General features: G+C 58.2%; 20 protein-coding genes. 13 read left to right on the top strand and 7 right to left on the bottom strand.

The genetic code is table 11. From position 1 onward, the window contains the following. Window positions 1-48: 48 nt before the first annotated feature. The 4 genes from IEX01_RS21680 (at window position 49) to grxB (ending at window position 3,505) form a co-directional block, all read left to right on the top strand. A complete protein-coding gene (locus IEX01_RS21680) occupies window positions 49-177 on the top strand; it encodes a hypothetical protein (RefSeq protein WP_268237237.1) in 129 nt (42 codons plus the stop codon). A gap of 321 nt (window positions 178-498) precedes the next feature. Beyond that, entirely contained in the window at window positions 499-1,404 is a 906-nt protein-coding gene (locus tag IEX01_RS01810) for an acetamidase/formamidase family protein (RefSeq protein ID WP_188723175.1), read from the top strand. Between the two features lie 3 nt (window positions 1,405-1,407). Beyond that, window positions 1,408-2,751, top strand: a complete 1,344-nt coding sequence (locus IEX01_RS01805) for an APC family permease (RefSeq protein WP_188723174.1) — start codon at window positions 1,408-1,410, stop codon at window positions 2,749-2,751. A 115-nt stretch (window positions 2,752-2,866) separates the two neighbouring features. Continuing rightward, on the top strand, window positions 2,867-3,505 hold the full coding sequence (grxB, locus tag IEX01_RS01800) for a glutaredoxin 2 (RefSeq protein WP_024555489.1): 639 nt from the start codon (window positions 2,867-2,869) through the stop codon (window positions 3,503-3,505). Here the strand turns inward: grxB and IEX01_RS01795 are convergent, their stop codons facing one another. Continuing rightward, complete coding sequence (locus tag IEX01_RS01795; RefSeq protein WP_188723173.1) at window positions 3,506-4,180, bottom strand: C40 family peptidase; 675 nt, start codon at window positions 4,178-4,180, stop codon at window positions 3,506-3,508. 412 nt (window positions 4,181-4,592) lie between these two features. On the opposite strand from IEX01_RS01795, the gene IEX01_RS01790 reads away from it, so the two are divergent. The 5 genes from IEX01_RS01790 to IEX01_RS01770 are packed head-to-tail and all read left to right on the top strand — an operon-like array spanning window position 4,593 to window position 9,379. After that, a complete protein-coding gene (locus tag IEX01_RS01790) occupies window positions 4,593-5,834 on the top strand; it encodes an MFS transporter (protein ID WP_048887336.1) in 1,242 nt (413 codons plus the stop codon). A 21-nt stretch (window positions 5,835-5,855) separates the two neighbouring features. Next, on the top strand, window positions 5,856-7,019 hold the full coding sequence (locus IEX01_RS01785; protein WP_024560886.1) for a mandelate racemase/muconate lactonizing enzyme family protein: 1,164 nt from the start codon (window positions 5,856-5,858) through the stop codon (window positions 7,017-7,019). After that, window positions 7,013-7,909, top strand: coding sequence for a dihydrodipicolinate synthase family protein (locus tag IEX01_RS01780; RefSeq protein WP_024555493.1), 897 nt, complete (start codon window positions 7,013-7,015; stop codon window positions 7,907-7,909). Before IEX01_RS01785 ends, IEX01_RS01780 begins: the two co-directional genes overlap by 7 nt. Continuing rightward, the gene (locus tag IEX01_RS01775; RefSeq protein WP_024555494.1) at window positions 7,906-8,802 is read left to right on the top strand and encodes a 2-dehydro-3-deoxygalactonokinase; all 897 of its coding nucleotides are present in this window, start codon (window positions 7,906-7,908) and stop codon (window positions 8,800-8,802) included. Before IEX01_RS01780 ends, IEX01_RS01775 begins: the two co-directional genes overlap by 4 nt. Continuing rightward, window positions 8,792-9,379 (top strand): beta/alpha barrel domain-containing protein, encoded by a 588-nt coding sequence (locus IEX01_RS01770; protein WP_024560885.1) that lies wholly within the window; start codon window positions 8,792-8,794, stop codon window positions 9,377-9,379. Before IEX01_RS01775 ends, IEX01_RS01770 begins: the two co-directional genes overlap by 11 nt. On the opposite strand, the gene IEX01_RS01765 is transcribed toward IEX01_RS01770, so the two are convergent. Together IEX01_RS01765 and IEX01_RS01760 are read right to left on the bottom strand one after the other, a co-directional pair. Beyond that, window positions 9,376-10,053 (bottom strand): helix-turn-helix domain-containing protein, encoded by a 678-nt coding sequence (locus IEX01_RS01765; protein ID WP_024555496.1) that lies wholly within the window; start codon window positions 10,051-10,053, stop codon window positions 9,376-9,378. The genes IEX01_RS01770 and IEX01_RS01765 overlap by 4 nt on opposite strands. Before the next feature lie 11 nt (window positions 10,054-10,064). After that, window positions 10,065-10,769 carry a GNAT family N-acetyltransferase gene (locus IEX01_RS01760; protein ID WP_024555497.1) on the bottom strand — a complete coding sequence of 235 codons (705 nt, stop codon included), beginning with the start codon at window positions 10,767-10,769 and terminating at the stop codon, window positions 10,065-10,067. A gap of 338 nt (window positions 10,770-11,107) precedes the next feature. Between IEX01_RS01760 and IEX01_RS01755 the strand changes: the two genes are divergently transcribed. Next, window positions 11,108-12,229, top strand: coding sequence for a YbdK family carboxylate-amine ligase (locus tag IEX01_RS01755; RefSeq protein WP_048887213.1), 1,122 nt, complete (start codon window positions 11,108-11,110; stop codon window positions 12,227-12,229). 54 nt (window positions 12,230-12,283) lie between these two features. Here IEX01_RS01755 and IEX01_RS01750 read toward each other — a convergent pair whose 3' ends face one another. The 3 genes from IEX01_RS01750 to IEX01_RS01740 all read right to left on the bottom strand — a co-directional run bounded on the left by IEX01_RS01750 (window position 12,284) and on the right by IEX01_RS01740 (window position 14,093). Beyond that, complete coding sequence (locus tag IEX01_RS01750; protein WP_188723172.1) at window positions 12,284-12,535, bottom strand: DUF1158 family protein; 252 nt, start codon at window positions 12,533-12,535, stop codon at window positions 12,284-12,286. A 61-nt stretch (window positions 12,536-12,596) separates the two neighbouring features. Next, the gene (locus tag IEX01_RS01745) at window positions 12,597-12,929 is read right to left on the bottom strand and encodes a RamA family antibiotic efflux transcriptional regulator (protein WP_024555500.1); all 333 of its coding nucleotides are present in this window, start codon (window positions 12,927-12,929) and stop codon (window positions 12,597-12,599) included. A 30-nt stretch (window positions 12,930-12,959) separates the two neighbouring features. Then, window positions 12,960-14,093, bottom strand: a complete 1,134-nt coding sequence (locus tag IEX01_RS01740; RefSeq protein WP_028019848.1) for an MBL fold metallo-hydrolase — start codon at window positions 14,091-14,093, stop codon at window positions 12,960-12,962. Window positions 14,094-14,326: 233 nt separating this feature from the next. On the opposite strand from IEX01_RS01740, the gene IEX01_RS01735 reads away from it, so the two are divergent. After that, the gene (locus tag IEX01_RS01735; protein ID WP_024559489.1) at window positions 14,327-14,899 is read left to right on the top strand and encodes a TetR/AcrR family transcriptional regulator; all 573 of its coding nucleotides are present in this window, start codon (window positions 14,327-14,329) and stop codon (window positions 14,897-14,899) included. 215 nt (window positions 14,900-15,114) lie between these two features. Continuing rightward, complete coding sequence (locus IEX01_RS01730) at window positions 15,115-15,477, top strand: hypothetical protein (protein WP_024559488.1); 363 nt, start codon at window positions 15,115-15,117, stop codon at window positions 15,475-15,477. Between the two features lie 105 nt (window positions 15,478-15,582). On the opposite strand, the gene IEX01_RS01725 is transcribed toward IEX01_RS01730, so the two are convergent. Further along, complete coding sequence (locus tag IEX01_RS01725; protein WP_024559487.1) at window positions 15,583-15,819, bottom strand: DUF2171 domain-containing protein; 237 nt, start codon at window positions 15,817-15,819, stop codon at window positions 15,583-15,585. Between the two features lie 281 nt (window positions 15,820-16,100). Here IEX01_RS01725 and IEX01_RS01720 point away from each other — a divergent pair, with 281 nt between their 5' ends. Continuing rightward, window positions 16,101-17,165 (top strand): AI-2E family transporter, encoded by a 1,065-nt coding sequence (locus tag IEX01_RS01720; RefSeq protein WP_029697070.1) that lies wholly within the window; start codon window positions 16,101-16,103, stop codon window positions 17,163-17,165. Window positions 17,166-17,395: the final 230 nt, after the last annotated feature.

The raw sequence follows: 17,395 nt of genomic DNA, 5'->3' as shown, positions 1-17,395 counted from the left end.
GTAAGCGCGCCAGATTGTTGTTTATCTGGCGTTTATCAGGAGAAAAAAATGAAAAAAATCGCCCTTGTGAGCCTGCTGTTATCGCTCGCCAGCTTAAGCGGCTGCGTTTACCACCATCATCATCACGACGGCCACCGTCATCATCATGGCGATCGTCACCACGACTACCGCCGCTAGTCTCTTTTTCGCCCCCGCCTGTTTGCGCTGAACCGGCGGGGCTTGCCCGTTTCTCCTGCCGCCTTGCCTGTTCCTGTCGCGCGGCAAAACGTTGCACAAAACGCATCGTTATGTTGCAAATATTTCAATGGCTAATAATTGCCTCCGTCACGTATTGCCGATACAAAGAATAACGGCGTGATGCAGCCTTTAGCGCTGCTTCCCCAGGTTTTATCGCACCAGCAACGAAACCCCCGCCCGTTCCTCTTCCCCGTTTAACCGGCCCACCAGAAAGCCGGACGGGAGCAGAAATAAACACAACATCTATCTTCAGGAGCAAGCATGACGGTAATTTCCCGTACAGAGGTGGTCTATGCGATGTCGCGCGACAATGCCCCGGTGGCGACAGTCGCAAGCGGCAGTGAAGTCACATTCCAGACCTGTGACTGTTTTTCCGACCAGATAGCGAGCGCCGATGCGGCGTTCACTGAACTGGACTGGCAGCGCATTAACCCGGCGACCGGCCCGGTCTATGTCGAAGGCGCTAAAGCAGGCGACGTGCTGCGCGTCGATATCAAACGCATCGCCCTTACCCACCCTCAGGCGGTGATGGTGACCGCGCCGCAGCTTGGCGTGGTGGGCGATGAGCTGGAAAAGCCGCAAATCACTATCGTCCCGATTGAAAACAACGAAGCGCTGCTGCCGGGCGGCGTGCGCGTGCCGCTTAACCCGATGATCGGCGTGATTGGCGTGGCGCCCGCAGGCGAACCTATCTCCTGCGGTACGCCGGACAGCCACGGCGGCAACATGGACTGTAAAGTGATTGCCGAAGGGGCCACGCTTTATCTGCCGGTGAACGTCGATGGCGCGCTGTTCGCGCTTGGCGACCTGCACGCCGCTATGGGCGATGGCGAAGTTTCCGTTTGCGGCCTGGAAATTCCCGGTGAGGTGACGGTAACCCTGAGCGTGGTGAAAAACCGCCCGCTGCCGACGCCGATGCTGGAAAACGCCGACGCCCTTTATACGCTCGGCTCCGCCAAAACGCTGGATGAGGCCGCCTCGCTCGCCACGCGCAATATGGCGCACTTTGTTGCTGATAATGCCGGTATGACGCTCGACCAGGCGATCACGCTGCTGAGCATCGCGGGGGACCTGCAAATCTGCCAGGTGGTGGACCCGCTGAAAACGTGCCGCTACGCGCTGCCGAAAGCCGTTGCCGCACAGCTGAATTTGCGTATTGAGGGTTGATGGATGTCCGTTGAACAATTTGGCTATAAGCAGGAGCTGCACCGGGCGCTGACGCTCAAGGACCTGCTGATTTACGGCATGATTTTTATGGTGCCTATCGCGCCGTTCGGCGTGTTTGGTTATGTCTGGGACGGCGCGCAGGGCATGGTGGCGCTGGCCTATCTCATCGGCATGGTGGCGATGTTTTTCACCGCCATGAGCTACTGGTCGATGTCGCGGGCGTTTCCGGTCTCCGGCTCGGTCTACGCTTACGCCCAGCGCGGCATACATCCCACGGTGGGCTTCTTCGCCGGCTGGCTTATCCTGCTGGATTACATTCTGGTGCCTTCGCTGCTTTATATCGTCAGCGCCGCCGCGCTGTCGCCCATTTTGCCGGGCGTGCCTGCCTGGGTTTGGATTGTGGGCTTTATTGCGGTAAACAGCGTTATTAACCTGCTCGGCATTTCGTTTACCGCGAAGGCCAATAAATACATTCTGGTGGCGGAAATTATCGTGCTGGCGGTATTTGTCGTACTCGGTCTGATAGCCCTTTACGCCGGCCAGGGCGCAGGGCACCTGACCTTAAACCCGCTCTACAACGCCGACCATTTTAACCTGCCGCTGGTCATGGGCGCGGTCTCCATCGCCGTGCTCTCCTTCCTCGGCTTTGACGGCATCTCCACCCTTTCGGAAGAGACCAAAGGCGGTGTGGATACGGTGGGGAAAGCCTCGCTCGGCGCGCTGATGCTGGTGGGCGTGTTGTTTATACTGCAAACCTGGATTGCGGCTGACCTCGCGCAGGGCATGAACTTCTCAAGCCTCGATACGGCGTTTTACGACACGGCAAACCTGGCGGGCGGCGCCTGGCTAAAACAGCTGACCATCTGGTCGACGGCGCTCTCCTGGGGCATCGCCAACGCGCTGGTGGCGCAGGCGGCGGTGTCGCGCATTCTATTCGCCATGGCGCGCGATAAACAGCTGCCGAAGCTGCTCGCTAAAGTACACCCGCGCTTTAAAACGCCGTACGTCAGCACGCTGATCGTGGCGGTGATCTCCATTGCATCCGGCCTTTATTTCAACGGCAATATCGATAACCTGAGCCGGCTGGTGAACTTCGGCGCGCTGATGGGCTTTTTGCTGCTGCATATCTCGGTAATTAACCACTACATGCTGCGCAGTAAGTCGCGCAACCTGCTGCTGCATCTTATCTTCCCGCTGATTGGCTTTTTCATTATCGGCTTTGTGATTTACGAGATGGACAGCCAGGCGAAAATCCTTGGCCTGAGCTGGCTTGCCATCGGCGTGGTTTACTACCTGGTGATGCGCTTTACCCTTAAGCGCGACGTGGTGCTGGACCTCGACAACTGACCTTCCCTTCCGGCTCCGCCATCCGGCGGGGCCCTTCTCACCGCTATACTTTCTCTTATTCACGGGATAACGCGCGCTTATCCTGCCCCGCTATGCTGCCTGAGATGGAGTCGCCATGAAACTTTACGCTTACGACCACTGCCCCTTCTGCACCCGCGTGCGCTTTATCACCGGCATCAAAAATATTCCCATCGACGTGCGTTACCTGCTCTGGGACGATGAGCAGACGCCCACGCGGCTGGTGGGGGAAAAAGTGGTGCCGATTTTCGATGATGGCGAAGGCACGGTGCTGGCCGACAGCCTGGCGATCGTCGCCTGGCTCGATAACCACTGCGGCGAGCCCATTCTGCAAGCGGAAAACCGCCCGGAGGTAGACGCCTGGCTAAGCGACGCGATGCTGCCGCTGCAAAAAATCGGCTATCCACGCTGGCCGACCCTGCTGCTGCCGGAGTTTCAGGCCGCCAGCGCCCGCGATGCCTGGAAAGCGGCGAAGCAGAGCGAAATTAACGGTTTTGACGAAGCGCTGGCCGAAACGCCCGCGCTGGTGGAGCCGATTTTTACGCTTTTCGAGCGCGCGCAAGCGCTGCTTGGCGACGCCATCGATGCGCAGCATCCGGTGAGCTACACCGAAATCAAGCTCTTTACTGTGCTGAGGGGCTTTACCTGCGAGCCGTCGCTGCGCTGGCCGCAGGCGTTGCGTACATGGCTGGACTTGCGCTCGCGCCACAGCGCCGTGCCGCTGTTCTGGTCATAATCAGGCGACGGTGCGCGGAGTAATCACGCGTCGCGCGCCGAGCCAGTGATCCTGCCAGAAGGGATTGTTAAGGGAGCTGATGCGGATCGTCTCGCCGGTGCGCGGCGCCTGAATAAACTGCCCGTCGCCCAGGTAGACGCCAACGTGATCCGCTTTTTTGCCGTGGTGGATATGGAAAAAGACCAGGTCGCCCGGTTTTAACTCTGATGCTGTCACCGGGTTGCCGCGCCGGTCGTGATACATCGCATTGGCCGTGCGCGGCAGCGACGCGGACAGGTGTGCGTTATAGGCGTAAAACACCAGCCCGCTGCAATCAAAACCTTCACGCGGACTCTCCCCGCCCCAGACGTAGGGCTTGCCGAGCTGCGCCTTCAGCCGGGCGAGGATTTTCTCCCGCGTCTCATGCAGCGCATCGGTTTCCGCAAGCCCCGTCCCATCCTGTAAATGGAAATAGCGTTTGCTCGCTTTCGTATCGTAAGAGGCGTTCAGCAGCGAACTATTTACGTCGAAAGCGTCGTAGTGAAAAGATGTCCTTGCGCTTAAAGTACGGCTTCCCTGCTGATGATGCGTATGTGAAACCGCTTTTTTCGCATGATGATGCGGTTTTGCCCACAGAGGCATGCTGACGGAAACCGCCATCAGCAGAGTGATGAGTCGTATTTTAGTCTTGAACATAGCGATGAATTACTTACCCGTCGGCGGTTTATCACATCCGCGCCTGATGATGAAAAAAGAGAAAGCGCACCGGGAGCGCTCAGAAAACAGACTACCATCGACGCGGCGCCGGCGGGTTTAGCGCTTCCTGAAAGTGACGTTAGTTTTATTTCATCTGCGGGCATTGCTTCACTATGTGAAGCAAATCAGCGGCCTGTTTTATGACCCTCTTCACGCAACCTTCTCCTGCGATAGCGTCACAGCCCCGGCTCCTTAACACTGCATAACAACCCGGCGGTACGGGACTTCACCCGCTAACCCCCAGCGCGCGATGCGTTGCTCAGGAGAAAACATGAACACGACCGACACCCGTTACGTTGCAGGCTACCCGGCGGCCAGCCCGCAGGAAGGACGGCAAAGCACCTTTAAAATCATGACCTCGGCCGGCGTCGGCCATTTTATTGAATGGTTTGATTTCGGCCTTTACGGCACGCTGGCGGCCATCATCGCCAGCAACTTTTTCGCCAGCAGCGACCCGACGGTCGCCCTGCTGAAATCGTTTGCCGTATTTGGCTCCGGCTTTTTAATGCGCCCGCTGGGCGGCCTTTTTTTCGGCTCGATGGGCGACAGGCTGGGACGGCGTAAAGTGCTGGTGACGGTCATTACGATTACCTCGGTCTCCACCTTCGTAATGGGCATTCTTCCTACTTACCAGCAGGCGGGGATAATCGCTCCGCTCTTACTGGTGCTGACCCGGCTGGTGCAGGGCTTCGCGGCGGGCGGCGAGAGTTCGGGGGTAATTACTTACCTTGCCGAAAGCGCTAAGCCGCACCGCCGCGCCACGCTGACCTGCTGGAGCGAGAATTTCAGCTTTATGGCCTTTGTCTGCGGGTCCGGGCTGGTGCTGGCGCTGACCCACTGGCTTGGCGAGCCCGCCATGAACGACTGGGGCTGGCGCATCCCTTTCCTACTGGCCGCGCCGCTGGGGCTGGGCGGATTCTATATGCGCCGCAATATGGAGGATTCCGCCGCGTTTCATAAGCTGCAAAAGAGCGGCAAACTTGAACATTCGCCGCTGCGCACCACACTGAAAACGTCTACCCGGGCGCTGCTGTTTTGCGTCGGCTTTGTGGTGGTAAAAGCGGTAAGCAGTTGGGTGTTGCAATCGTTTATGCCCGGCTATCTCTCCACCTACCTCAATTACAGCCGCACCGACGCCTATCTCATTACGACGCTTGGCCTTCTGAGCGTGGCGATAGCGATGCCCATTACCGGTTATCTCTCCGACAGGCTGGGCCGCCGCCCGCTGATGCTGATGGGCTGCGGCGGTTTTATTTTGCTGACCTGGCCTGCGATGCTGCTGATGGCGCAAGGCTCCGTACTCGCATCCGTAGGCGCGATGAGCATGCTCGGCATTTTCGTCGCGCTGTTTAACGGCGGCTGCGGCGCGGCGATGGTCGAGCTTTTTCCCACCGCTATCCGCTATGGCAGCATCGCTGTTTCTTACAACATGACGGTGGCGCTGTTCGGTGGCGTCACACCGCTCGCTTCGGCAAGCCTGATTACCTTCACCGGTAACCCGCTTTCCCCCGCGTTTTATGTAATGGCGACGGCGCTCATCTCTTTTATCGCCGTTCTGCTCGCGAAAGAGACGGCAGGCAAGACGCTGGATTAATTCCCACAACTGGAGTGCGTAATGAAGATTGTTGACGTGCAGTGCTTCCCGCTAAAAATCAGGCCGCAGGAGATTTACCTTGGCGGCAGGCCGGATGACGAAGCTGCAGACTATTACTACCGCCCGGAATACCGCTGCGTCTATTCCCGCAAGATGGAGACTTGCCTGGTGAAAATCACCAGCGATGACGGGCAGGTCGGCTGGGGGGAGGCACTCGCCCCGGTGGTGCCGCAGGTTATCGCCCAGCTGATAACGCATCTGTTTAAGCCGCTGCTGCTTGGCGCCAGTCCATTCGACAGCGCAGTGCTGAACGCCAGAATGTACGACTCGATGCGCGATCGCGGGCATGTCGCCGGATATCACATCGACGCGCTGGCGGCAGTGGATATCGCGCTGTGGGACCTTAAAGGCCGCCTGTTGGATCTGCCCGTCCACCAGCTGCTGGGCGGCAAGTTTCGCGAAAAGGTGCCCTGTTATGTTTCAGGCCTGCCGCGTCCAACGCTTGAAGAGCGCTGCGAGCTGGCCCGCGAGTGGCAGGCGAAAGGCTTTAACGCCATCAAGCTGGCGCTGGGCTACGGCGTGAGCGAAGACCTGAAAAACGTGCGGGCTATCCGCGACGCGCTCGGACCGCAGGCAACGCTTTTCGTGGACGCCCACTGGAACTACAGCGTCAGTGAAGCGGCGCAGCTTTCGGCGGGGCTGAATGCGCTTAACGTCAGCTTCCTTGAAGCGCCTTTGCTGCCGGAGGATGTGGCCGGGCACGCTGAACTGCGCCGTAAAAGCGCCGTGCCCATCGCCCTTGGCGAAACCGAGCGCACCTGTTACCAGTTCCGGCCTTTTATTGAGCAGCGCGCCGTCGACATTCTTCAGCCCGATGTGGGCCGCACCGGCATTACCGAGCTGATGCGCATCGCGACCCTTGCGCAGACCTGGCATCTGCAGGTGGCGCCGCACTTAAGCGTTGGGCTTGGCCCCTGTATCGCCGCGTCCATCCACGTGGCCGCCGCCCTGCCGCATCTCTTTATGCTGGAATATCAACCGCCTGTGCTGGAGGTGGCTAACAGCCTGTTGCGCCAGCCGCTGCGCTGCGAAGCGGGCCACTATGCGCTGGCGCAAGGCGCCGGGCTGGGTATTGAAATTGATGAACAACGCGTACGCGAATCTGTCTGGAGTGACGTATGTTAAAAGGTAACGTTCCTATTCTCGCCACCGCGTTCGACGACCAGGGCGCGGTAGACCTGGCCTCTATTGAAAGGCTGGTGGGCTTTCTGCTTGAGCAGGGCATCGACGGGCTGGCGCTGTTCGGCAACGCGTCGGAAGGCTATGCGCTGACAGGGAAAGAAAAAGCGGCGATCTTCCGCACGGTAAAAGCGCTGACCGGCCATCTGCCGCTGGTCGCGGCGGCTGGCGGCGGATCGTCACAGGCGGCGGTTGAAGATATTCAGCGCATCCAGTCGTGGGGCGCGGATGTGGCGATGGTAAACCCGCCTGCCGTGGTGAAACCGGGGCCGGAAGAGATTTACCGTTTCTACAGCGACATCTGCCGCCAGTGCGATATCGACATCATGATCCAGGACGCGCCGCTGATGACCGGTGTGAATATCCCCGTGGCGACGCTGGTCCGCCTGTGCGAAACGCACCCACAAATACGCTATATCAAAGTCGAACAGCCGCCCACGACGCTGAAGATAACCGAGCTTAAAACGGCGCTGCGCGATCGCGTGGGCCTGTTTGGCGGCCTGAACGCCGGTTTTCTCTATGAGGAGCTGGCGCGCGGCATTATTGGCACCATGCCGGCCTGCGAATTTCCGGAGGTGATTAACGCCATTTTGCAGGCCTGGCCGCGCGACCGCGAGGAGGCGCGCGCGCATTTTTATCGTTATCTGCCGTTTCTGCGTTATGGCGTGCAGCCGGGCATCGGCGTAGCGGTGCATAAAGAGATCCTCTACCGCTCCGGCCTCTTTGCCACCCGCACCGTGCGAGACCCGGCTAAAACGCTGGATGAGACCACGCGCGAGGAGCTTTGCGACATCACCGACCATCTGCCGCTGGCGATTCTGGAGCGTGCGCGATGAGCGACTATATCGCCGTTGACTGGGGCAGCAGCAATTTTCGCGCTATGCGCATAAGGCATGGAGAGGTGGTGCGCAGCGTGGCGTCGCCAAAAGGGGTAGCCCGCGCGCCGCGCGAAGCGCTGGGAGAGATTTTGCGTGAAGAGCTGGCGCGCCTTGGCGACGAATACGACACCCGCACGCCGGTTATCCTGTGCGGCATGATCGGCAGCAACATCGGTATTATCGACGCGGGTTATCAGTCGCTGCCGCTGAGTTTCAAGGCGTTGACCGCACGCGGCGTTGTGCTGGAAGGGGTGTTGCCCAACCCGTTGACCGTCAGGCCCGGCATTTGCAGCCGGGCGGAGCATGAGATCTGCCGCGGCGAAGAGATGCAGCTGGCGGGGGCGCTGACGCTATGCGACGCCCGCGTTTTCGCCGCCGTCGGCACCCACAGCAAATGGATAACGGTCGATCGCGCCCTGCAAAACGTGGTCAGCCTGCGCACGATAATGACCGGCGAGCTTTATGACCTGGTGTTGAATCATTCCGTGGTGGGACGCGGGCTGCCCGAACAGCGCCCGGATGACGGCCGCTTTCAGGACGGCGTGGAAACGGCCATCGCCATTGCACGGGGCAGCGCCGAACTGGTTAGCGAGCTGTTCCGCTGCCGGGGCCGCTATATCTTAGGCGAGATTGACGCCGCCTGCGCGAGCAGCTGGCTTTCCGGCCTGCTCATCGGTCATGAAATCCTGAGCGGCCATCCCCGCGGGGAAGCGGTCTGTTTTATTGGCGCTGCGCCGCTGCTGCGCCACTATCAGCAGGCGTGCAAACTGCTCGACCTGCCCTGCCTGACGCTTGAAGCCGAAGCGGCGCTGCTGGCCGGACTGAATAAGGTGTTTAACGATGCTGTTTAACGGACGCATTATCGCTATCTTACGCGGCGTAACGCCGGATGACTGCGTGGCGCAGGTCGAGGCGCTGGTGGACCATAATATTGTGGATGTGGAGATCCCGGCCAATTCGCCCGACTGGACGCAAAGCATCCGGCTGATTAAGCGCCATTTCGCCCGGCGGGTGAATCTTGGCGGCGGCACCATTATCACCCCTGCGCAGGCGGCGGCATGCGCGCAAGCGGGCGCCGATTACGCGCTAACGCCGAATCTGGATGAAAACGTGGTGGAGACATGCAGAGCGCAGGGGCTGAAAATCTGCGCGGGCGTCTATACCAGCACGGAGATTTTCGCCGCCTGCGCGCTGGGGGTGGACGCGCTGAAAATTTTTCCAGCGGTGACGCTGCCCGCCAGCTGGCCTCAACTGATTAAAGGGCCGCTGTCGCAGGCGGTGCCGTTTTGCGCGGTCGGGGGGATTGATGAGAATAATATGGCCGCCTTTTTGCAGCATTACGACAGTGTAGGCATCGGCTCCGCACTCTATCGCCCGGGCCAGGCGGCCAGCGTCACCCGGCAACGGGCCGCTTCGCTTGTCCGCTAGCCGCCGCTGATTTTTTGCGCCGCCGAAACCAGAAACGCTTTAAGCGCCTCCAGCTCGAGCTTTTCTCCGCTCAGGTTGGAAAGCGCAATCGCCGCCTGCATGCCGGGAATGATGCAGGCCATGCGATACTCGCCGTCCGGCCAGGCTTTCACCAGCACCTGATGACGCCGCGCCGCATCGATGTCCGCCCTGATAAGCTGAAAATCGTGTATGCCGATAAGATCGATAATTTCTTCATCGCTGCGCGCCGCCAGCAGTTTAATACCGATAACCGAGTCGACAACCGGGTAAGAATCGTAGTTGCCGATAGCCCTGGCCACGCTTTTTCCCTGCCGCGTGTGGATGAGGTAGACCACCTCTTTGCCGCTCAGTATGCCAACCACAATTGAAACGGGCTGGTTGCCTACCTCTTCCAGCGTCTCCAGTACCGCTTTGTAAAAGGCGGAGTTATGGATAACCTGGGCGGAAAAGCGGTGTATGCCTGGGCCGAGCGAATATTTCCGCTTTTCGTTGCGCTGCACCATCTCCAGCGCCAGCAAGGTTTGCATTAGCCGCGTGACTTTGGCGGAATCCAGCGCCAACTGACGGCCTATTTCGCGAATGCCGGCAGGCGCGCCGAGGCTCGCCAGCAGGTTAAGACAGCGAAACGCGTCATGAACCGAACGCAGCAGCATTCCGCCCCCGCTCAGCGTGCGTGAAACGCCGAGAGCGGCTGTTTTTGCCGTCCCTGCGCATCGAAGTTTTCCGGCGCCAGCCAGCGGCTCAGCGCGGCGTTTCGCTGCGGCCATTCGCCGTCGATAATGGAAAACCACTCGCTGTCGCGATTGCGGCCTTTGCGCACCATCATCTGCCGCAGGCGCCCTTCAAAGGTAAAGCCGAGCCGCAGCGCCGCATTATGCGATGCGGTGTTCAGCGAATCGCACTTCCATTCCACCCGGCGATAACCTTGCTCAAACGCCGCGCTTAACAGCAGCCAGACGGCTTCGGTGCCAAGTACGCTGTTTTTCATGCGCGGCGACCAGGTGACGTGGCCAATTTCCACCGTGCCGTTGCTGGTATCAATGCGCATAAAGCACACCAGCCCTACCGCTTCACCGCGCTTTTGTTCTACCACGGCGTAAGGTACCAGCGTCGGGTCCGCCGCTTTCCCTTGCACCCAGTGCCAGGCCGCCTGCGGCGTATCGGGGCGCGAAGAGGCGAGCCATGTCCAGTCCCGCTCGTCGGGCGCAAGCTGGTACGCCTCGAAAAGCTGCTGTGAATGGCTCTGCGCATCCAGCGGCTCAAGACGGCAATAACGACCGACCAGCGTCGCACGCGAAAGCGGACGTGCGCCCTGCCATTCCGGCACTGGCGCGCCGACGACCTGGTGGTAATGGTTTAGCTCTGTCACGGGGAGTCCTTGCGGGTGTGGTTGTTAATGAATTGTTGTATCAGGTAACGCATTGGGAGGAAAGCGATTGTCGTTCACATGAGCCAGCTAAACGCGTCGCTGCCAGCGCGGCGTGAGCATTTGCCCCCTCTTTTCGCTCAAAAACTGAGGCGGCATCCACTCGCTGTTTTGCTGTTATTTCTGAAGGAGTTCCCCTCGCCTGCGCGCTTTTTGCCGGGCAGACAACTCGGTTTTATCCGAGCCGCTTAAGCGCAACCAGATGATTTCACGTGACTATACTTGCAGAAAGACTTTACCCCGCAGCCGCGGTTCTGGCTGTTATAAAATGAGAAACGCCTATGCCTCTGAAACCTTTTAACGCCTCCGATCCTTTCACCCTCGGCATTGAGCTGGAGCTGCAGGTAGCCAGCCCGCCGGGCTACAACTTAAGCCAGGACTCCTCCACGCTTATCAGCGAGCTGGAAGGGAAAATCAGCGCCGGGGAAGTGAAACACGACATCACGGAAAGCATGCTGGAGATAGCGACGGGCGTGTGCAAGGACATCAACCAGGCCAGCGCCCAGTTCGCCGCGCTGCAGCGCGAGATCCTCACCTGCGCCCAGCGGCATCATCTGGTGATTAGCGGCGGCGGCACGCACCCGTTTCAGAAGTGGCAGCGTCAGGAGGTGTGCTCAAGCGAACGCTATGCCCGCACCCTTGAGCTGTTCGGTTACCTCATTAAACAGGCGACGGTGTTCGGCCAGCATGTCCACGTAGGCTGCCGCACCGGCGAGGAGGCTATTTATTTGCTGCACGGGCTGTCGCGCTTCGTGCCGCATTTCGTCGCCCTTTCCGCCTCGTCGCCTTATATGCAGGGGTCAGACACCGGTTTCGCCTCGTCAAGGCTCAATATCTTCTCCGCTTTCCCGGATAACGGCCCGGCGCCTTTTGTGGAGAACTGGACGCAGTTTGAAAAAATGTACGCCCGGCTGGAAGGCACCGGCGTGGTGGAGTCGATTAAAGATCTGCACTGGGATATCCGGCCAAGCCCCGGTTTCGGCACGGTTGAAGTGCGGGTGATGGATACGCCGCTCTCTCTGTCGCGCGCCATCAATATTGCCGGTTTTATTCAGGCTATCGCGCACTGGCTGCTGGAAGAGCGCCCGTTTAAACCGAAGGCGGAAGACTACCTAATCTACCGCTTCAACCGCTTCAGCGCCTGCCGATATGGGCTGGAGGGCACGCTGACGGATGTCGGCACCGGTGAACAGCGCACCATCGGTGAGGATATCCTGCGCATGCTGGACAAGGTTGAGCGCTACGCCGCAACGCTGAACGGCCAGAGCGCACTGGAAGGCATTCACCGCTACGTAAGAAATAACGACAGCGACGCGCGCAGCATGCGCGAGTTTATGTCTGACGGGATGTCGCTTTCAGAGCTGGTGCGCCATAACGGCGAAATCTGGGCGGCGGAGCTTTAATTGCAGACGGGTTCTCCGGCGCAGCGGGCGGTTTCCGTCGCCGGAGAAAAATCTCTAACTGCGCTCAATCGAAAACCAGCGCCGCCAGAAAAAGCGGATAACCAGATATTCAAGCGCGCCAAGGAAGAGAAACCAGGCGCAGAAGATAATGGTGTAAAGCTGACCAAGATCCTGCAAATGGAAGGTGGCGATAATGTTCTGCGCGAGCGACAGCGCCAGCACGGGCGCAGGCAGCAGCAGACAAGAGAGAAAGGCCAGCAGCAGAATGCCGCCGGCCACCATCAGAGATTCAAGCGGATGCGTCATGGGGGATTACAGCCTGAGTTTAAAAGGCGCATTGTCGGGGAATTCGCCCGACCTTGCAAACTCAGCCGTTCGCCTGCCGCCGGTAGCTGCCCGGCGACAGACGAAAATGGCGGGTAAAGAGCCGCGTAAATGTCTGCTGTGATTCAAAACCATACTTAAGCGAAATATCGAGCACTCTCTCGTCGGTGGCACGCAAATCGCGCGCGGCGAGGTTGAGCTTTTTCTCGCGAATATAGCGCCCTAAACTTTCCCCTTTGTGATGGTGAAACAGGCGCTGCAAATGCCATTTAGAATAACCGGCGTGGCGTGCGACATCGTCAATGCGCAGCGGCTTATGCAGATTGTCATCGATCCAGCCGGTGAGGGTTTCTATAACCTGAGCGGGCAGTTCCATACAAGCGTCCCTCTGTTTTTAGGTTGAGTGTTAACGTGGCTCGACGGTTTCGTCGTCTTCCCACCACGCGCGAAAACGCTGCTGCGTGTCCATCAGGCGAACCGGCTCGCCGGGGCGCGGCGTCAGCAGCTGCCAGGGCTTATCCTGGCTTGCGGCCGCCAGCCGTTTTAACGGGTCGTTCCAGGCGTGCTTCGCCATCGCGAAACGTCCGTTATGGCCCGGCAGTACGCGCTTAGCGCCGAGATCCTGCGCGGCCTGCGCCGTCTCTTCAGGCATCATATGGATCTGCTTCCAGTCGCGGTCATACTGACCGTTTTCCATGATTGCCAGATCCACGCCGCCAAACCGTTCGCCGATGGCTTTAAAGTGCGGGCCGTAGCCGCTGTCGCCGCTGTAGTAGAGCTTTTGCTGCGGCGTTTCAAACAGAAAGCTTGCCCACAGCGTCTGGTTGCCTTTCAGCCCGCGACCGGAGAAATGACGCGCAGGCAACGCGTAGAGCGTCAGGTCATCAGCGATGCTGACCGACTGTTGCCAGTCCAGCTCGCTGATGCGCGAAGGAGAGACGCCCCAGGCTTCAAGATGCGAGCCCACGCCGAGCGGCGTTACCACCTGACGGATTTTCGGGCGCAGCGCCCGAATGGTGGCGTAATCCAGATGATCGTAGTGATCGTGCGATATCACCAGCAGATCGATTTCCGGCATGTCATTAGCCGACCACGGATAATCGCCGGTGAAAGCACGATTGAAGAGCGCGAACGGCGAAGCGTAGCCGCTGAAAACCGGGTCGATGAGAATGCGTTTTCCCGCGAGTTGTATATACCAGGAGGAGTGGCCGAGCCACAGCGCCACCGCTTCGTTTTTGTCGAGCGAGGCGATGTCGGTGTGCACCAGCGGAAGCGGACGCGCGGGCTTGAGGTTATCGATGCGCTTAAAGAGAAACTCGCCCCACGCAGCCCACTGGTTGCCTTCGCCGGTAAACACGCGGGTAGGTTCCTGATTCTGAAACTGGCCGTCGCGATAGTGCGGCGAGCGCGCAATCAACGCTTTTCGCTCGCCTTGCGGCGCGGCGCCGAAACCGGGCGCGAGATAAAGCGCCAGGGCGCCTGTTGCTGCAGCTAACATAATGATGACTCCAGTGACCCAGAAACGTAGCGGTTTTCTCATCGCGGCCCTGCTTTTCCCGAAAGCGTCACAGCCCGGCGCAAGCCGATATAATCCCTTTTAAAACAGGGTTATTTACCTACAACAGCGCAGCGCGCCTTGATAATGAGTGAGTAAACACTCATTATAGAAAGCAAACCTGACCCGTCAAGACGTTTTTACAATGTGACTTATCGCCTTGCGACAGGCCGGAGAGTCTGGTTCAATTCGCGTTTTCGAAAAAAGAGGTAGAAGCAGTGGCTCGTCCCCGTAGTGAAGATAAAAAGCTGGCGTTACTGGAAGCGGCCGCCGAAGCGATTGCCGAAGCGGGCATTGGCGCCTCCACCGCGCTCGTGGCGCGTAAAGCTGGCGTGGCGGAAGGCACGCTTTTCCGCTACTTCCCGACGAAAGACGATCTTTACAACGCGCTCTATCTGCATCTTAAACACGGCTTTTGCCAGCCGCTGACCGCCAACCTTGACCGCAGCGGAGAGCCGAAGGCCATCACCCGCTATATCTGGGAAAGTTATATTGAATGGGGCCTGCGCAACCCGCTCGCTAACCAGGCGATGCGTCAGCTCGCGGTGAGCGAAAAAATAACCGAAGCAACTCGCCAGACGGTCAACGAGATGTATCCGGAGCTGCGCAACCTGTGCGAGCAGTCCATCGCCCCTGTGTTTCTCTCTACCCCCTGGCGCGCTTTTGGCGACGCCCTTTTCTTTACGCTTGCGCAGACCACTATCGATTTCGCGTCCCGTGAACCGGCACGTGCTAAGGAGTTGATCGCCGTAGGTTTCGACGCCATGTGGCGCGCCCTTGGCGTAAATTAATCGCGCCCGCGGGCGCGGCTTCCTCTCTTTTTCTGACTTGTGACACAACCTGTCGCATTCCCGCCGTTTACTCTATTTAAAGCTTCATTTCTTAAACCAGCGCGCCGTTTGCTAAATAAGCACGGGAATGTTGCGCTTGTCACTGTAAGCATCCGCAAAGGAATGAGATTTATCTTAAGCTGGTTAGGCAGGATTAACCTGACAGGAGAAATAAGATGGAACTGAGTAAGGAAGCCATCCGGCGGTTACTGGCGGCGGACATTGAAGTAAGCATTATGGGCGGCTGCTACCAGCGCGCCACGGTACGCGCGGTGTTCTATCACCATACTATTGAGCTAACGGTCGAGGTAACGCATCCGCTTCTTGTCTGGCAGTGCGGCAACCGCGACAGCGTGCATCTGGTGAAACATGAGAAAAATGGCCGCAGCGTAACCATGACGCTGGTTAAAACATTACAGGATAAAGTGACGCAGATGCGGCTTGCCGCCACGATGAGCGATGAGATGGCAAGGGATCTTAGCGAGCGCAACCGTCAACAAATCGACGCGCTGGAACGCCAGTTAAACGTGAAAAGATAAGCTTAATAATGCAAAAAAGCGTGTGCAAGGCAGTATGGCTTCGTCATAGCTGACACAAGCGCGAGGTTTGGGTTCAGGCGCAACGCCTGAACCCTTCGGCAAACGTCAGGCGGTCTGCCAGGAAGCGGTGACCTCATCCTTGTTTTTGTTCAGCAGGATTTTGTTATTCTCAATTTTATCAACCCAGCTCAGCGGGATGTAATGGTGAACGCCGCCCGCTTTCGGGTCGCTTTTGGCCAGCTTGATTTTATCTTCGCCTTCGAGATGGTCGACAATACCGACATGGCTACCACAGCTGGCGATAACTTCGGCGTGTTCGCGAATTTCGTTTTTATTTACCATATGTCCTCCTGTCGATTAGGTAATAGTCAGTATAGACAGCTTAATGGCAATAAAAGGCGTTATTAATATTCTGTAATACTTCCAAATTCCTTTAAGATTATTCTCTTGCCTTTCACACGAAGCGTTATCCTCCCTGGAAAGCGTCAACAGGCTGAAACACGCCCGCGCCAAAAGCAGACTTCCCCTCTTCTGCCATAATAAACAGGGCGATAGCACTGACGCTCAGGGACGACGCGCTTTCGCCGCTGACGCTTTATTGAAATGACTAAAAAGGAATATCCATGTTGCCAAGAGGCTTTTCTAAGTTTTTCTTTCTGCTCATCCTTGCTGTCGTCACGCTGGCCTTTATGACGATTTTGCGGCCCTACGCTTCGGCAGTGCTGTGGGCGGCTATCCTGGCCGTTATCTTTTATAAAACCAAAGAGTGGATTCGCCGGGCGACAGGCGGGCGGAACAATCTGGCTTCGCTGCTGACGCTGCTGCTTATCTGCCTTATCGTTTTTACCCCGCTGGCCATTATTTTCTCTTCGCTGGCGACTGAATTTAACGTGGTTTACCGCAACCTGCAGGAAGACAACACCTCAATGTCTGTTGTCTTCGCCGATGTTATCCGCCATCTCCCCGCCTGGGGCCAACATCTGCTCGCCGAATATGATCTTGACGATGTAGGCGAGATACAGCGGAAACTTTCCGCCGCCGTGATGCGGGGCAGCCAGTTCCTGGCGGGCAGCGCGCTGGCCATCAGCAAGAACACCTTCGGTCTGGCGATAGGTTTCGGCGTGATGCTTTATCTGCTCTTTTTCTTACTTAAAGATGGCGCGCATCTGGTGGCGCTGATCCTGCGCGCAATCCCGCTGGAAAACCGGGTGAAGTATCGTCTGATTTCCCGCTTCGCCACCGTTGCCCGCGCCACGGTAAAAGGCACGGTGGTGGTTGCGGTGATACAGGGCTTCCTTGGCGGCCTCGCCTTCTGGTTTCTGGGCATTCAGGGGAGCCTGTTGTGGGGGGCGCTAATGGCCTTCTTCTCGCTGGTGCCTGCGGTTGGCACCGCGCTGGTGTGGATACCCGCCGCCATTTACCTCTTTGCCGTGGGCGCGCTCTGGAAAGCGATTATTCTCGTCGCCTGGTTTGTGGTCGTGGTCGGGCTGGTCGACAATATCCTGCGGCCTATTCTGGTAGGTAAAGACATTAAAATGCCTGATTATTTAATTCTGGTCGCCACCCTCGGCGGGCTGACGGTTTACGGCATTAACGGCTTTGTGATTGGGCCGCTGATTGCCGCGCTGTTTGTCACCTGCTGGCAATATCTGGCGGAACCGGACCGGGAAGAAAAGGTCAGTAAATAACGCAGAGCCTGGGTCCGCAGGCTCCCGTAAACGGTTTGTTGCATAACGGGGGATAAGCATAGATGGCGCGCCCTGCAGGACTCGAACCTGCGACCCACGGCTTAGAAGTTCTTAGGACTACCTTTTAACACAGTAACTTACAGCGTCATCCCTGCGCTCACACGTCCCATGATGACAAAGGTTGGCAAGCCATGAAAAACGATTAAAAGGCCTGGCAGTCTCATTTCTGT

The sequence above is a fragment of the Franconibacter daqui genome (assembly GCF_014644275.1).
GTDB classification, from domain to species: Bacteria; Pseudomonadota; Gammaproteobacteria; order Enterobacterales; family Enterobacteriaceae; genus Franconibacter; species Franconibacter pulveris.
This window is presented reverse-complemented; position numbering and strand designations above follow the sequence as displayed.

Excerpts from the sequence above, each read along its gene's own strand:
- IEX01_RS21680 (WP_268237237.1), top strand. The coding sequence starts at position 49 with ATGAAAAAAATCGCCCTTGTGAGCCTGCTGTTATCGCTCGCCAGCTTA.
- IEX01_RS01810 (WP_188723175.1), top strand. The coding sequence starts at position 499 with ATGACGGTAATTTCCCGTACAGAGGTGGTCTATGCGATGTCGCGCGAC.
- IEX01_RS01805 (WP_188723174.1), top strand. The coding sequence starts at position 1,408 with ATGTCCGTTGAACAATTTGGCTATAAGCAGGAGCTGCACCGGGCGCTG.
- grxB (WP_024555489.1), top strand. The coding sequence starts at position 2,867 with ATGAAACTTTACGCTTACGACCACTGCCCCTTCTGCACCCGCGTGCGC.
- IEX01_RS01795 (WP_188723173.1), bottom strand. The coding sequence starts at position 4,180 with ATGTTCAAGACTAAAATACGACTCATCACTCTGCTGATGGCGGTTTCC.
- IEX01_RS01790 (WP_048887336.1), top strand. The coding sequence starts at position 4,593 with ATGACCTCGGCCGGCGTCGGCCATTTTATTGAATGGTTTGATTTCGGC.
- IEX01_RS01785 (WP_024560886.1), top strand. The coding sequence starts at position 5,856 with ATGAAGATTGTTGACGTGCAGTGCTTCCCGCTAAAAATCAGGCCGCAG.
- IEX01_RS01780 (WP_024555493.1), top strand. The coding sequence starts at position 7,013 with ATGTTAAAAGGTAACGTTCCTATTCTCGCCACCGCGTTCGACGACCAG.
- IEX01_RS01775 (WP_024555494.1), top strand. The coding sequence starts at position 7,906 with ATGAGCGACTATATCGCCGTTGACTGGGGCAGCAGCAATTTTCGCGCT.
- IEX01_RS01770 (WP_024560885.1), top strand. The coding sequence starts at position 8,792 with ATGCTGTTTAACGGACGCATTATCGCTATCTTACGCGGCGTAACGCCG.
- IEX01_RS01765 (WP_024555496.1), bottom strand. The coding sequence starts at position 10,053 with ATGCTGCTGCGTTCGGTTCATGACGCGTTTCGCTGTCTTAACCTGCTG.
- IEX01_RS01755 (WP_048887213.1), top strand. The coding sequence starts at position 11,108 with ATGCCTCTGAAACCTTTTAACGCCTCCGATCCTTTCACCCTCGGCATT.
- IEX01_RS01750 (WP_188723172.1), bottom strand. The coding sequence starts at position 12,535 with ATGACGCATCCGCTTGAATCTCTGATGGTGGCCGGCGGCATTCTGCTG.
- IEX01_RS01745 (WP_024555500.1), bottom strand. The coding sequence starts at position 12,929 with ATGGAACTGCCCGCTCAGGTTATAGAAACCCTCACCGGCTGGATCGAT.
- IEX01_RS01740 (WP_028019848.1), bottom strand. The coding sequence starts at position 14,093 with ATGAGAAAACCGCTACGTTTCTGGGTCACTGGAGTCATCATTATGTTA.
- IEX01_RS01730 (WP_024559488.1), top strand. The coding sequence starts at position 15,115 with ATGGAACTGAGTAAGGAAGCCATCCGGCGGTTACTGGCGGCGGACATT.
- IEX01_RS01725 (WP_024559487.1), bottom strand. The coding sequence starts at position 15,819 with ATGGTAAATAAAAACGAAATTCGCGAACACGCCGAAGTTATCGCCAGC.
- IEX01_RS01720 (WP_029697070.1), top strand. The coding sequence starts at position 16,101 with ATGTTGCCAAGAGGCTTTTCTAAGTTTTTCTTTCTGCTCATCCTTGCT.